Raw genomic sequence first — 12,846 nt, forward strand, 5'->3', positions numbered from 1 at the left:
ATGAGAACCCCTCGATCGCTCTTTAAAGCGGTGAAAACGCTCTGCACCCTATCTCAAGACTCAAGTCTCATATCTCAAATCTCTCAAGATGCTAGTCCTGAGATGTGAGATTTGAGAGCCCCCCGATCGCTCTTTAAGGCGGTGAAAAGGTTCTGCACCCCTTCTCAAGACTATAGTCTCATATCTCAAATCTTTCCAGATGCTAGTCCTGAGATGTGAGATATGAGAACCCCTCGATCGCTCTTTAAAGCGGTGAAAAGGTTCTGCACCTGTCTCAAGACTCAAATCTCATATCTCACCTCTACTCTTTAATCTCCCCCGCCACTTCTTCTGCAGAGATATCGCCATGTGAGGCCTCCAGTACGCAATCGCCTTTTTTGATTAGCAGCACCTGCGGGCTCTGATGGACTACCTTAAAATCTTCCGCAATCTGGTTTGATATGTCCCGGTATTGAATCAGGTCCAGGAAATATAATGGTATGTCTGAAGGAATACTGTCAGCATCCATTTCGAAGCGTCTTTTTGCCATTGAGCTGATCGGACAGCGCGTGCTGTGTTTAAAGATAACGCTGTATCCGTCGCGATTTTTGATCTCCTCGAGCTGATCTTTTGATGAAAATGCTATCCAATCCATAATATTCTATTTTATAGTCCTGCAGCCAGCTCTGCCATTTTTAATGCAGTAATCGCGGCTTCATCGCCTTTGTTTCCATGTTTTCCGCCAGAGCGGTCAACTGCCTGTTCCTGATTGTCGGTTGTCAGCACGCCAAAAATAACCGGCTTGCTGTATTTAATGCCAACATTGGTCAGTCCCTGAGCAACCGCATCACAGATAAAATCGAAGTGACGGGTTTCGCCCTGAATCACGCAGCCCAGGCAGATGACACCATCCAGTTCCGGTTTTTTGGCCAAAAGCAGCTCAGCGCCAACGGTCAGCTCAAAACTTCCAGGTACCGAAACAGAAGTAATGTTATCATCAGACACCCCATGTGCCTTTAATGTTTTGAGCGCGCCTTCATAAAGACTTCCTGTTATTGCTGCATTCCATTCTGCAACGACGATCCCGAAACGATAATCCGCACCTGAAGGAACGGTTGTATGTGAAAAATCTGAGAGGTTTTTTAGTTGTGTAGCCATAATACAAAGATAGGTTTAATGATTCCCGGAAAGGCCGAAGCGCTGTTTCCCGGATGTAAATTTATCAGCCGCAACTGGCGGACCAAAAAAAAAGACTCCGCATGATGCGAAGTCTTCTGAATGAGTTTTGTGATGATTATTTCGTTTTTGCTTCGGCCCTTGCAATGTACGCGTCAATCATTTGCGCTTCCTGGCTTTCAGGATATTGCGTTTTGATTTTGGTATAGGCGTCTGCCGCTGCTTTATAGTCTTTTAAAGTCTCCTGAACCAGGCCGAGTTTTTTCAGGAACATTGGCGAGGTGAATTTTGCATTCTTATCTGCAGCTTTCTGGTAATAGGTTGCTGCCTGCTTGTAGTCTTTCAACTCGCTGTATGCATCGCCAAGAAGACCAAGGGCAAGCGGATCTGCTACCGGACTGCCTGTAGCGCTGTATTTGCTTAATGCGTCAACCGCTTTCTGGTGCTCGCCTTTGCGCAGGTAAATGCCGCCAAGATAAAGATTGGCCAGATTAGCAGACTTTGTGTTGTTGTATTCTTCGGCAATTTTCTCCAGACCGGGGTAACCACCTTCGCCTTTGATGGCTTTATTTGCCAGCGAATCAATCCCGATGTATTGTTCAGCTCTGAACATTTGCGCGGCAGCTTCCTGGGCACGGTCTTTGAGATAAACGTTCTGATACCAGAAGTAAATACCGGCCAGCACAACAATAGCACCTGCTATAAATAAAATGCTTTTGCTGTTTTCTTCAAAGAAAGAACCCTTTCTCACCTTTACTGTTGTCTCTTTTTCTGTCGCAGACATATTTGTTTGGAAAAATTAGTTTGCAAAAATACAATATTCGGTCAAAGTATCAACCCCCTTTAAAAAGTATTTGATTAATCTTTAGCGCATTAAAGATGGCAAAAGGTTAACTTTGAAGTCTGAACATGCACCTTAAAAATCTTCACCTTTTACAATTCAAAAATTATGGCGATGCCGCCCTGGTTTTTTCCGCAGGCGTAAACGCATTTGTTGGTACCAACGGTGCAGGTAAGACGAATCTTCTCGATGCCATTCATTATCTGTGTCTTTGTAAAAGTTATTTTAATCCTGTAGATGCGCAGCAGATCAAAAGAGGAGCCGAGCTGTTTATGGTACAGGGCGATTTTGAACGAAATGAGGTAAATGAAAAGATAAGCTGCGGACTTAAACGCGGACAGAAGAAGCAGTTCAAGCGCAATAAAAAAGAATATACAAAACTGGCAGACCACATCGGTCTTTTCCCCGTGGTGATGATTACGCCTAATGATAGCGGGCTGATACTGGACGGAAGTGAAGAACGCCGGCGTTTTATGGACACCGTTATTTCGCAAACAGATTCAGCTTATCTCGATGAATTGATCGCCTACAACCGGCATTTATTAAACCGGAATGCCCTGCTTAAACAAATTGCAGAAACGCGGCGCTACGACCCGGCTTTGCTGGAGATCTATGATGAACAGCTTATCACGTCGGGGCACCGGCTTTTCGCAAAGCGGGAAGCATTTATGGCAGACTATATTCCGTATTTCGATAAGTACTATACTTTTCTGACCGGGGGGCAGGAAACGGTGCAACTGGCCTACCAGTCACAATTGTCAGATACCCCGTTTGAGCAGCTCCTCAAACAGTCATCAGACAAAGACCGGCTGCTTGAGCGCACCACGACCGGTATACATAAGGATGATCTCCTTTTCCATATTCATGGAGATATGCCGCTGAAGAAATTCGGTTCACAAGGGCAGCAAAAATCATTTCTCATTGCGCTTAAACTGGCCCAGTATGCCTACCTGCAGCAACATAAGGGCTTCAAGCCGCTGCTGTTGCTTGACGATATTTTTGATAAACTGGATGATCAGCGTATTCATAAACTGATGGAGATGGTTTCCCATCATGATTTCGGACAGATCTTTATTACCGATACAGGCAAAGAAAGAGTGAAATTCATTTTTAATAACATCGGCGTCGACGTAAATTTGTTCGAAGTTGAAAACGGATCAGTAGCCGCCCATGCGTAAACCTAATGACATCAGTTTAAAAGATGCGATCGGTAAGATGTTAGATACCTACCGGCTACGCCAGAAGTTTGACGAAACGTCAATTGTTTCGCTGTGGCCGGAGGTAGTAGGCGTCGCCGTCGGCAACCGGACCAAACAGATTTATATTCATAATAAGCGCCTGTTTGTACGGATCGAGTCTTCTGTAATAAAAAATGAGCTGGTCCTGGTACGGCAGGGCATTATCCAGAAACTCAACGAACGCATCGGTAATGCGCTCGTCGAAGAAATTGTGTTTCTTTAATCTAGCGGCGTCCGCCGAATACTCTGCTGATCAGCCAGATGATCAACGCTACAACGACGACGACCAGAATTACACCTGTCCATACGCCCGCCTTAAAAATTCCTTCAACGAGGTCGCAGCTGCTGAGGGTTGTCATGATAAACAGCAGGGCGGCAAATGGTATGAATTTTTTTAATGAAGTCATGTTGTTTTCAGTTTATTTGAGAAGGTAACAACACGCGTTTTAAATTGTTTTGCCAGGGCGGCTAACAGAAAAGCCCTTCCAGGTTTCCGAAAGGGCTTAAAAAATCAAGAAAAGTTGCTACTTGCCAGTTTGCTCCGGCGCTGAACTTTCGGCTTTGCCAATTTTGATCAGCTCAATTTCGAACACCAGTGTGCTGTACGGAGGAATGTCTGAACCCGCACCGCGTTCGCCATATGCCAGGTTATAGGGAATCCAGAATTTGTACTTCGATCCCGCAGTCATCAGTTGAACGCCTTCGGTCCAGCCGGCGATAACACCATTCAGCGGTAACGCCAGCGGCTCATTGCGATCATAGGAGCTGTCAAACTGTTTGCCGTTAAGCAGGGTACCCTTGTAATGTACGGTAACCGTATCTTCTGCCGAAGGATGTGCACCCGCACCTTCTTTAATGACCTGGTATTGCAACCCGGAAGCTGTAGTTTTTACGCCTGCGGCGGATTTGTTTTTTGCCAGGAAAGTTTTGCCCTCGGTAACGTTGGCCGCAAATTTTTGTTCGCCCGCTTTTTTGATCTGTTTTTCTATGGCGCGTTGCGCAGCAGACTGGTCCATGATCAATTTGCCGTTAGTAAAGGCGTCCTTAATGCCTTTTAGCAAAATGTCGTAATTGAGCGCTGTCAGGCCTGTCGACTGAAGGCTGTTCCCGATTGAGGAACCGAATGCATAACTCGCACTGTCGAGCGAAGTTTTCAGGCTGATCGCTGCCGCAGCAGGTTTAGCCGGAGCGGCTTTCTTTACAGGTGCTTTTTTAACCTGCGCTGAAACTGCAAATGTTGCGGTAACAAGTACAGCGGTTAATATTTTCTTCATCATTGTTGGTTGAATAGGGTGTTAAAACAAAGCCACTGCGGTTAACAGTGGCTTTTTGCATATCGTTGCTGCAGTTTAGAACCGCTCGAATGCCGAGAAAAAGAACCGGCCTTCAATTTCAGCGTTTTCGTCAGAATCTGAACCGTGCACGGCATTCGCATCAATTGATTTTGCGTATTTGCGGCGAATGGTTCCCTCTTCAGCTTTTGAAGGGTCGGTTGCGCCGATCAGTTTACGGAAATCTTCCACAGCATTTTCTTTCTCAAGAATTGCGGCTACGATCGGACCTGAAGACATAAAGCTAACCAGGTCGTTATAAAACGGACGTTCGCTGTGAACGGCATAAAATGCACCTGCCGTTTCAGCTGTAAGCCTGGTATATTTTAAGGCAATGATTTTAAATCCGGCTGATGTAATATCATTGATGATAGATCCGATATGTCCGTTGGCAACACCGTCCGGTTTGATCATCGTAAAAGTTCTGTTCGTGCTCATCTTGTCTGGGTATATTTAAAATTTTTTACAAAAGTAAGCTTTATAGTATTAATATTATAGCCGGTTTGAAATACGCTGCCAATTATCATTTATAATTAGTTAGCTTTGCAAGCTGAAATAAAATGACCAAAGCAGAATTACAATCTTTACTTGCACAGCCACAGCGAATTGTGATCACCACACACCATAAGCCTGATGGCGATGCGATGGGCTCTTCCCTGGGTCTGTATGCTTACCTGGTTCAGAAAGGGCACCATGTTAAGGTGATCACCCCGACCGACTATCCGCAGTTTCTGCACTGGATGCCAAACAATTCAGAAGTGCTCATTTTTACCGAAGATCGAAGCCAGGCAGCCGAACTTGTTTCTGCCGCTTCGCTGATCTTTTGCCTGGATTTTAACAACCTGTCGCGGATCAACGAACTTGGCGAGCTTGTCCGGGCAGCGGAAGGAAAGAAGGTCATGATTGACCACCACCTTGATCCCGAAGATTTTGATGATTACCGGCACTGGAATATCAACGCCTGTGCGGCTGCGCAGCTTGTTTATGACTTTATCGTTAATGAACTCGAAGAACCGGAACTGGTAACGAAAGACGTGGCCACCTGCCTCTATACGGGGATTATGACAGATTCTGGTTCATTCCGTTTTCCGTCAGCAACTTCAGACGTTTACAGGATTGCGGCAAACCTGATCGACCTCGGGGCGCAGCACTGGCGTATCCACCAGCTGGTATATGACAATGCTTCAGAAAACAGGCTTCGTTTTCTTGGGCACTGTCTTTCTGAAAAACTCGTTGTCTTACAGGAGTACAATGCGGCTTATATTTCGGTAACCCGCGATGAGTTACAGCAATACAATATTGAAACCGGCGACACAGAGGGGGTTGTGAATTATGCACTTTCCGTTAATGGCATCAGGCTCGCGGCATTGATTATCGACCGACCGGATCGCGTTAAACTTTCCCTGCGTTCTACAGGAGATTTTCCTGCCAATGAGATCTGCAAAAAGTATTTCAATGGCGGCGGTCACAGAAACGCTGCGGGCGGCACATCTGACGAACCGCTCGATGCCGTGGTCGAAAAATTCAAACACATATTAAAAGAATATAAAACACAGTTATTACAATAGATTGTGCCAACCTGCACATCTAACAAAGTCAAATTGATTCAAATGAAAAAACAAGTAATTTTTCTGCTGGCAGCAGCGATGGGCTTTACCGCTTGTAAGCAATACAAAAAGGGCCCGGGCGATATGCTCTACAAAGTTCACAAATCAGGTAGCGGCGAAACGCTGAAAGAAGGTGATTTTGTAAAAATCAACGCAGTGGAAAAAACCGAAGGCGATTCTGTGAAAATGAGCACCTACGACATGGAGCGTCCGTTTTATTTCCCAATCGGCAAAACCATGTTCCAGGGCGATATTACCGATGCGATCAAACAATTGCATGAAGGTGACAGCGCAAGCTTCAAGATTAACCTGGATTCGATTGCCAAATACAGCGGACAGCCAAAACCTGCAGGTACCAAAGACAAATACACCGTATTTACTGTTAAGATCGAAAAGGTGTTGCGCAAAGCGGCAAACGAACCTGATTCTGTGGCAGATAAAAAACGCCGCGAATTTTATGAGAAAGAGTACAAGGCCCTTGTTGCAGCTAATAAAGCTTCAGAACCGGTTAAAATCAAACAATACATTGACGACAATAATCTGAAGCCGCAAACATCTGCATCAGGTCTTCAGTATGTGATCGAATCTGCGGGAAGCGGCGCTAAAGCTGCCCCCGGCGATACCGTCATGGTAAATTACACAGGTAAGTTCCCAATGAAACGCGCCGATGGCAAATACAATATTTTTGATACCAGTGTAGAAAAAGTAGCCAAAGAGAACAACAAATACACCCCGATGAAACAGTACGGTCCGACACCGATGCTGATCGGTCAGACCATTCCGGGCTTTGACGAAGGCATGCAGCTTTTAGGCAAAGGCGGCAAAGCAGTGCTGATCATTCCATCGAAACTGGGTTACGGTGAAAATGGCTTCCAGACCATTAATCCGTTTAGCCCACTGGTATTTGAGATCGAGATCACGGATATTAAAAAACCTAAAGCAGGCGCACCTGTTGCGGCGGCTCCGGGCGCAGCACCTGCCGGCAGACCATAATCCAGGTCGTTCAGCACCAGAAAGGCACAAAGTTTCCGTAACTTTGTGCCTTTCTTTGTTTACAACCCCTGTACCTATGATCCTCACCGATACGCATACACATATTTATTACGAGAAAGATCCGAAGCAGAAGGCGGAACAGATGCAGCGTTGCCTGGACGCAGGCATCAGCCGTCTTTTTCTGCCCAACGTGGATGTGGAATCGGTTGCAATGATCGATGAGATGACAGCCGCCTGGCCTGAAAACTGTTTTGCCATGGCGGGCCTGCATCCATGCGATGTGCATGAAGGGTACCAGGAAAAGCTTGATCAGATCGAGGCAACGATCGCCCCGCGTAAAATTTATGCCATAGGCGAGATAGGTATTGATCTGCATTGGGATAAGACTACCCTCAGCATACAGGAAGATGCCTTCAGGCAGCAGATCAGGTGGGCCAAGTATCTGGACCTGCCGATCGTTATTCATTGCCGCGAGGCGTTCGATGAGGTGTTTGCGGTGCTTGATTCAGAAAGAGATGACATGCTGCGTGGCATCTTTCATTGTTTTACAGGCAATGCAGAACAGGCAGCCCGCGCCATTGACCTGAACTTTTATCTGGGGATAGGTGGTGTAGTTACATACAAGAATTCAGGGCTGGACGCCGTTGTTGCCTTGCAGGATATGGAAAACCTTGTGCTGGAAACCGATGCGCCATACCTTGCGCCCGTGCCACACCGCGGCAAACGCAACGAAAGCAGTTACCTTATACATGTTGCCTCGCGCATTGCCGACATCAAAGGCCTGCCACTTGAAGAAGTAGCCCGGATCACCACCGAAAACTCAAAAAAGATTTTCGGCATCTGAGGTGTGTGGCGGTAGAGGGGGAGCCCGTTCATAGCAGCAGCAGCCCTGCAGAATAAGCCGGATAGCAGCGGCAGCCCCCGGTTTCCGGGGCTACAGCGGATAGCCGGGCTGTCTGCACATATTTCCAGGAATCTGCCTTTCAAACCCTTTGAAGGTCTGAGCGCTGCGCGACTATGGCTCTGCAAGCCGGAAAAATTTTCTGCTCCAAAAAAAATGTGTTAATTCGTGTCTCAAACCAGAGCCAAATTGACGAACATACTTATTATTTACACAGGTGGTACCATTGGCATGGTCAACGACCCCGCCACCGGTGCACTCATGCCGTTCGACTTTAAACAGATCAAAGAAAATGTGCCGGAGCTGAGCCGGCTTGAATACAATTTGTCTGTTCATTCATTTGATCCGCTTATCGATTCCTCAAATATGACACCCGCGATCTGGGTGGAACTGGCAGAACTGATCAAACGGGAATACGATAATTATGAAGGGTTCGTTATTCTGCACGGCTCTGACACCATGTCATTTACGGCATCGGCACTAAGTTTTATGCTGGAAAACCTCAGTAAACCCGTTGTGTTTACTGGGTCGCAGCTGCCAATCGGTGAAATTCGTACAGATGCGAAGGAGAACATCATTACTGCTCTTGAGATTGCCGCGACCCGCCAGAATGGTCTGGCTATGGTGCCGGAAGTTTGTGTTTATTTTGATTATCAGCTGTTCAGGGGGAACCGCTCTATCAAGTACAATTCTGAAAAGTTTGAAGCGTTCCGGTCGCCCAATTACCCGGTCATGGCCGAGGCGGGTGTTCACCTCAGGTTTAACCAGAATTACATCCTGCCCGTCCCTTCATCAGCGCTCCAGCTGCAAACCAGGTTTAATCCGAATATTGGCGTGCTGAAAATGTACCCCGGCATCTCTGTCCAGGCTGTTGAAGCGATCACAGAATCGCCCGTTGAGGCGATCATTCTTGAAGCTTTCGGATCGGGAAACGTACCTACCGCGGGCTGGTTTATCGAAAGGCTGAAACGGGCCATCGACGCCGGAAAAATTATTGTCGACATTACGCAGTGCAAAAGGGGCTCAGTACAGCTGGGCGTATATGAAACCAGCAAACAGCTGCAGGAAATCGGCGTGCTGAGCGGGTTTGATATGACTTATGAGGCCACCGTCACGAAACTCATGTATGTGCTCGGTCTCGAGCTTCCGCTGTCTGAAACGCGCAGGTTAATTGAGACACCGCTGCGCGGGGAACTGACACCTATGTAGGGTAAAAGTTCTGTAATTTGGCGTGTCTTCATTTTGACGGCTGACAAATTGGGGTAATTTTGCTTAATGGTACACGGTTTGAGCCGTCCTGTTCGAACTGGTGCCGATACCCTAACTCATAAAAAAATGAAGATTGAACAGATCTATACCGGCTGTCTTGCCGAAGCGGCGTATTACATTACGAGCGGAAAAGAAGCAGCCATCATCGATCCGCTGCGTGAAGTAGATCCTTATCTGGAGAAGGCGCGGAAGGATGGCGTTGAGATCAAATACATCTTTGAAACACATTTTCATGCAGATTTTGTATCCGGTCATGTAGAGTTATCTGACCGTTCGGGTGCGCCCATTGTTTACGGACCGACGGCCGTAACAGGCTTTGCTGCACATATTGCTGCCGACAGCGAAGTTTTTCGTATTGGCGACTGTACCATAGAGGTGTTGCATACACCCGGTCATACGCCTGAGTCGACAACTTATCTGCTTCGTGATGCGCAGGGCAGGCCACATTGTATTTTTACCGGCGACACGCTTTTTATAGGCGATGTCGGCCGGCCCGATCTTGCCCAGCAGGGTGAGCTGACAGAAAAGGACATGGCAGGCAATCTTTACGATTCGCTCCACGCCAAAATCCTAAGCCTCCCGGATGATGTGATCGTTTACCCGGCTCATGGTGCCGGATCGGCATGCGGCAAAAACATGAGCAAAGAGACGTTCGACACGCTTGGTAACCAAAAGAAAGTAAATTATGCGCTCCGGGCAGAAAGCCGTGAGCAGTTTATCCGCGAGGTTACGGAAGGTATATTGCCACCTCCGCAGTACTTTGCCAAAAATGCATCTATCAACAAAACGGGGTATGACAGTCTGCAGGATGTGTTTGCAAAAGGTCTGCAACCTTTGAATCCTGCTGATTTTGAGCAACGGGCAAACGCGGTGGGTGCGCTGGTACTTGATACCCGCGACCCACAGGTTTTTGCGGCCGGTTTTATCCCGCGGTCAATCAATATCGGCCTGAACGGCCAGTTTGCACCCTGGGTAGGTGCCCTGATTACTGATTTGCGCCAGCCATTGTTGCTGGTAACAGATGAAGGGAGGGAAGAGGAGACCATTACGCGGCTTGCCCGGGTAGGATACGACAATACGGTCGGATATCTGGAGGGCGGCTTTGCTGCCTGGGTAGTAGCAGGCAAACAGACGGACGCGATAGAATCTGTAAGTGCCGAGGCTTTTGCCGGCCGGTCAGTTAGTGAAGAGCTGCTGGCGCTGGATGTAAGAAAACCGGGTGAATATGACGCCAGTCACCTTGACTTTACACAAAGCCGTCCGCTTGATTACCTCAATGACTGGATGCCGGAGATAGACAAACGTAAAACCTATTATATCCACTGCGCGGGTGGTTACCGCTCAATGATCGCAGCATCTATTCTGCGCTCACGGGGTGTGGAAAATGTGATCGATGTAGCGGGTGGTTATGCCGCGCTGAAGAACACCGGTCTTCCCCGGGTGGAAGCATCATGCCAGGCAACAGGATCATAACGTATGGATCAGTTTGACGTTCTTATTGTCGGGGGCGGCCCGATCGGAATGGCCTGTGCAATCGAAGCACAGAAAGCCGGGCTTAGTTACGTCGTTATTGAAAAAGGGGCGCTGGTAAACAGCCTGTTTAACTACCCGGTTTTTATGACCTTTTTTTCGACCTCGCAACGGCTTGAAATCGGCGGACTACCCTTTGTAACGATCAATCCGAAACCTAACCGGAACGAAGCCGTAGAATATTACAGGCGCGTTGCCGAGAGTTACGCTTTAAATATCAGGCTTTTCGAGAAGGTAAATTCCGTGACGAAACAGGAAGACGGCAGGTTTACTGTTGAAACATCACGAGGCCAGTATGGTGCAAGAAAGGTTGTCGTTGCGACCGGTTTTTATGATGTACCGGTGCTGATGAACATTCCCGGTGAGGAGCTGCCAAAGGTTACCCATTATTATAAAGATCCCCATTTTTATGCATTTCAGGATGTTGTGGTAGTCGGCGCCAACAATTCAGCAATTGATGCGGCGCTCGAAACCTACCGCAAGGGCGCACGGGTCACGCTCGTGATCAGGGGTAACGACATTGGACCAAACGTAAAATACTGGGTAAGGCCGGATATTGAAAACCGGATCAAAGAGGGATCTGTGCGCGCTTTGTTTGGTTCGGAACTGACTGCCGTGCGGGAAGGTGAAGCAGATATCCGCACACCTGACGGACTGGTTACGGTTAAAAACGATTTCGTAATTGCCATGACCGGTTACCATCCCGATTTTGAGATGCTGAAACGCTTCGGAATTAACCTCTCTGAAGTGCTCCGGCCAGCGTATCTCGAAAACAACATGGAGACAAATGTCCCTGGCCTTTATCTTGCCGGCGTTGTCTGCGGAGGGATGGATACACATAAGCTTTTTATTGAGAATTCGCGGGTGCACGCAGGGCTTATCATAACAGATATCCTATCACAAAGCCAGCATCACAGCTAGCCAGATTTACGGGGCACAAACACCCCGTGCAAATTCTGCTTTTAACAGAAATTCACTTAAGTTTGCACACACATTCAGACCAGCGTACATGCAGGGAATAGAACGCATCAAACAGCCCATTGCCGAAGACATTAAAGCCTTTGAAAAGAATTTCAAGGCGTCGATGCACAGCGATGCCCCCCTGCTTGATCGCATTACACATTACATCGTTAAACAAAAAGGCAAGCAGGTACGTCCGATGTTCGTTTTTTTTGCGGCTAAACTGTGTGGCGGCATCAATGAGTCTACCCACCGCGGCGCCTCGCTGGTCGAACTGCTGCACACGGCCACGCTTGTTCATGATGATGTTGTTGACAATGCGTATGAGCGCCGTGGCTTCTTTTCCATTAACGCGCTCTGGAAGAATAAGATTGCTGTGCTGGTAGGCGATTATCTTTTGGCCAAAGGTTTACTGCTTTCTGTAAACAATAACGAACACCGCCTGTTAAAAATCGTATCTGAAGCTGTAAAGCAAATGAGCGAAGGTGAATTGCTCCAGATTGAAAAGGTGCGGCGCATGGATATCAGCGAAACGCTGTATTTTGATGTGATCAGGCAGAAGACCGCTTCCCTGATTGCTTCATGCTGTGCCTGTGGTGCTGCGTCCGCAGGGGCGGACGATGATACGATCGAAAAAATGCGTTATTTTGGCGAGTTAGTCGGTATAGCCTTTCAGATCAAAGACGATACCTTCGATTTTGGTACAGACGATGTTGGTAAACCGCTCGGAATTGATATCAAGGAAAAAAAGGTTACGCTTCCGCTCATCTATGCGTTGAACAGAGCGGATCGTGCAGAGAAAAAACGAATGATTAACCTGGTTAAAAATCACCGGGACGAACCTGCCAAAATACGTGAGATCATTGATTTCGTAAATAAGATGGAAGGTGTGAAGTACGCCAATGAAAAGATGCAGGATTACCAGGAGCAGGCTTTTCAAATACTTGCTATGTTTCCGCCTGGCGAAGCGCGAACTGGCCTGGAAGAACTGGTACGTTACACGACCGAGAGAAAAAAATAA

At 47.4% G+C, this 12,846-nt stretch carries 15 protein-coding genes; 9 read left to right on the forward strand and 6 right to left on the reverse strand.

The annotated features are described in order from the left end of the window. Positions 1-301: 301 nt before the first annotated feature. The 3 genes from ytxJ to EJV45_RS12910 form a co-directional block, all read right to left on the reverse strand. A complete protein-coding gene (ytxJ, locus tag EJV45_RS12900) occupies positions 302-634 on the reverse strand; it encodes a bacillithiol system redox-active protein YtxJ (protein WP_129716096.1) in 333 nt (110 codons plus the stop codon). A gap of 11 nt (positions 635-645) precedes the next feature. Continuing rightward, positions 646-1,137, reverse strand: a complete 492-nt coding sequence (ribH, locus tag EJV45_RS12905; RefSeq protein ID WP_129716097.1) for a 6,7-dimethyl-8-ribityllumazine synthase — start codon at positions 1,135-1,137, stop codon at positions 646-648. 136 nt (positions 1,138-1,273) lie between these two features. Next, positions 1,274-1,939 (reverse strand): tetratricopeptide repeat protein, encoded by a 666-nt coding sequence (locus EJV45_RS12910; RefSeq protein ID WP_129716098.1) that lies wholly within the window; start codon positions 1,937-1,939, stop codon positions 1,274-1,276. 125 nt (positions 1,940-2,064) lie between these two features. On the opposite strand from EJV45_RS12910, the gene EJV45_RS12915 reads away from it, so the two are divergent. Then, on the forward strand, positions 2,065-3,174 hold the full coding sequence (locus EJV45_RS12915; RefSeq protein WP_129716099.1) for a DNA replication/repair protein RecF: 1,110 nt from the start codon (positions 2,065-2,067) through the stop codon (positions 3,172-3,174). Then, entirely contained in the window at positions 3,167-3,457 is a 291-nt protein-coding gene (locus EJV45_RS12920; RefSeq protein ID WP_129716100.1) for a DUF721 domain-containing protein, read from the forward strand. The genes EJV45_RS12915 and EJV45_RS12920 overlap by 8 nt, the downstream gene beginning before the upstream one ends. Before the next feature lies 1 nt (position 3,458). Here EJV45_RS12920 and EJV45_RS12925 read toward each other — a convergent pair whose 3' ends face one another. From EJV45_RS12925 to EJV45_RS12935, 3 genes are all read right to left on the reverse strand, one after another. Further along, complete coding sequence (locus EJV45_RS12925) at positions 3,459-3,641, reverse strand: hypothetical protein (protein ID WP_129716101.1); 183 nt, start codon at positions 3,639-3,641, stop codon at positions 3,459-3,461. A 117-nt stretch (positions 3,642-3,758) separates the two neighbouring features. Beyond that, positions 3,759-4,511 (reverse strand): FKBP-type peptidyl-prolyl cis-trans isomerase, encoded by a 753-nt coding sequence (locus tag EJV45_RS12930; protein WP_240755283.1) that lies wholly within the window; start codon positions 4,509-4,511, stop codon positions 3,759-3,761. Positions 4,512-4,583: 72 nt separating this feature from the next. Then, positions 4,584-5,003 (reverse strand): nucleoside-diphosphate kinase, encoded by a 420-nt coding sequence (locus tag EJV45_RS12935; protein WP_129716102.1) that lies wholly within the window; start codon positions 5,001-5,003, stop codon positions 4,584-4,586. Between the two features lie 122 nt (positions 5,004-5,125). Here EJV45_RS12935 and EJV45_RS12940 point away from each other — a divergent pair, with 122 nt between their 5' ends. The 7 genes from EJV45_RS12940 to EJV45_RS12970 all read left to right on the forward strand — a co-directional run bounded on the left by EJV45_RS12940 (position 5,126) and on the right by EJV45_RS12970 (position 12,846). Further along, a complete protein-coding gene (locus EJV45_RS12940; RefSeq protein ID WP_129716103.1) occupies positions 5,126-6,133 on the forward strand; it encodes a bifunctional oligoribonuclease/PAP phosphatase NrnA in 1,008 nt (335 codons plus the stop codon). Positions 6,134-6,175: 42 nt separating this feature from the next. Beyond that, positions 6,176-7,165, forward strand: coding sequence for an FKBP-type peptidyl-prolyl cis-trans isomerase (locus EJV45_RS12945; RefSeq protein ID WP_129716104.1), 990 nt, complete (start codon positions 6,176-6,178; stop codon positions 7,163-7,165). Between the two features lie 76 nt (positions 7,166-7,241). Further along, positions 7,242-8,009, forward strand: a complete 768-nt coding sequence (locus EJV45_RS12950) for a TatD family hydrolase (RefSeq protein ID WP_129716105.1) — start codon at positions 7,242-7,244, stop codon at positions 8,007-8,009. A gap of 246 nt (positions 8,010-8,255) precedes the next feature. Continuing rightward, positions 8,256-9,275, forward strand: coding sequence for an asparaginase (locus tag EJV45_RS12955; RefSeq protein WP_129716106.1), 1,020 nt, complete (start codon positions 8,256-8,258; stop codon positions 9,273-9,275). A 126-nt stretch (positions 9,276-9,401) separates the two neighbouring features. Continuing rightward, positions 9,402-10,808, forward strand: coding sequence for a rhodanese-like domain-containing protein (locus EJV45_RS12960; RefSeq protein WP_129716107.1), 1,407 nt, complete (start codon positions 9,402-9,404; stop codon positions 10,806-10,808). A 3-nt stretch (positions 10,809-10,811) separates the two neighbouring features. Next, a complete protein-coding gene (locus EJV45_RS12965) occupies positions 10,812-11,786 on the forward strand; it encodes a YpdA family putative bacillithiol disulfide reductase (protein ID WP_129716108.1) in 975 nt (324 codons plus the stop codon). 88 nt (positions 11,787-11,874) lie between these two features. Further along, positions 11,875-12,846, forward strand: a complete 972-nt coding sequence (locus EJV45_RS12970) for a polyprenyl synthetase family protein (RefSeq protein WP_129716109.1) — start codon at positions 11,875-11,877, stop codon at positions 12,844-12,846.

The sequence above is a fragment of the Pedobacter sp. SYP-B3415 genome (genome assembly GCF_004138205.1).
In the GTDB taxonomy this organism is placed as follows: domain Bacteria; phylum Bacteroidota; class Bacteroidia; order Sphingobacteriales; family Sphingobacteriaceae; genus Pedobacter.

Bases quoted from the DNA above. Each gene is read 5' to 3' on its own strand.
- ytxJ (WP_129716096.1), bottom strand. From the start codon at position 634: ATGGATTGGATAGCATTTTCATCAAAAGATCAGCTCGAGGAGATCAAA.
- EJV45_RS12960 (WP_129716107.1), top strand. From the start codon at position 9,402: ATGAAGATTGAACAGATCTATACCGGCTGTCTTGCCGAAGCGGCGTAT.
- EJV45_RS12920 (WP_129716100.1), top strand. From the start codon at position 3,167: ATGCGTAAACCTAATGACATCAGTTTAAAAGATGCGATCGGTAAGATG.
- EJV45_RS12925 (WP_129716101.1), bottom strand. From the start codon at position 3,641: ATGACTTCATTAAAAAAATTCATACCATTTGCCGCCCTGCTGTTTATC.
- EJV45_RS12970 (WP_129716109.1), top strand. From the start codon at position 11,875: ATGCAGGGAATAGAACGCATCAAACAGCCCATTGCCGAAGACATTAAA.
- ribH (WP_129716097.1), bottom strand. From the start codon at position 1,137: ATGGCTACACAACTAAAAAACCTCTCAGATTTTTCACATACAACCGTT.
- EJV45_RS12965 (WP_129716108.1), top strand. From the start codon at position 10,812: ATGGATCAGTTTGACGTTCTTATTGTCGGGGGCGGCCCGATCGGAATG.
- EJV45_RS12950 (WP_129716105.1), top strand. From the start codon at position 7,242: ATGATCCTCACCGATACGCATACACATATTTATTACGAGAAAGATCCG.
- EJV45_RS12910 (WP_129716098.1), bottom strand. From the start codon at position 1,939: ATGTCTGCGACAGAAAAAGAGACAACAGTAAAGGTGAGAAAGGGTTCT.
- EJV45_RS12935 (WP_129716102.1), bottom strand. From the start codon at position 5,003: ATGAGCACGAACAGAACTTTTACGATGATCAAACCGGACGGTGTTGCC.
- EJV45_RS12930 (WP_240755283.1), bottom strand. From the start codon at position 4,511: ATGATGAAGAAAATATTAACCGCTGTACTTGTTACCGCAACATTTGCA.
- EJV45_RS12940 (WP_129716103.1), top strand. From the start codon at position 5,126: ATGACCAAAGCAGAATTACAATCTTTACTTGCACAGCCACAGCGAATT.
- EJV45_RS12915 (WP_129716099.1), top strand. From the start codon at position 2,065: ATGCACCTTAAAAATCTTCACCTTTTACAATTCAAAAATTATGGCGAT.
- EJV45_RS12945 (WP_129716104.1), top strand. From the start codon at position 6,176: ATGAAAAAACAAGTAATTTTTCTGCTGGCAGCAGCGATGGGCTTTACC.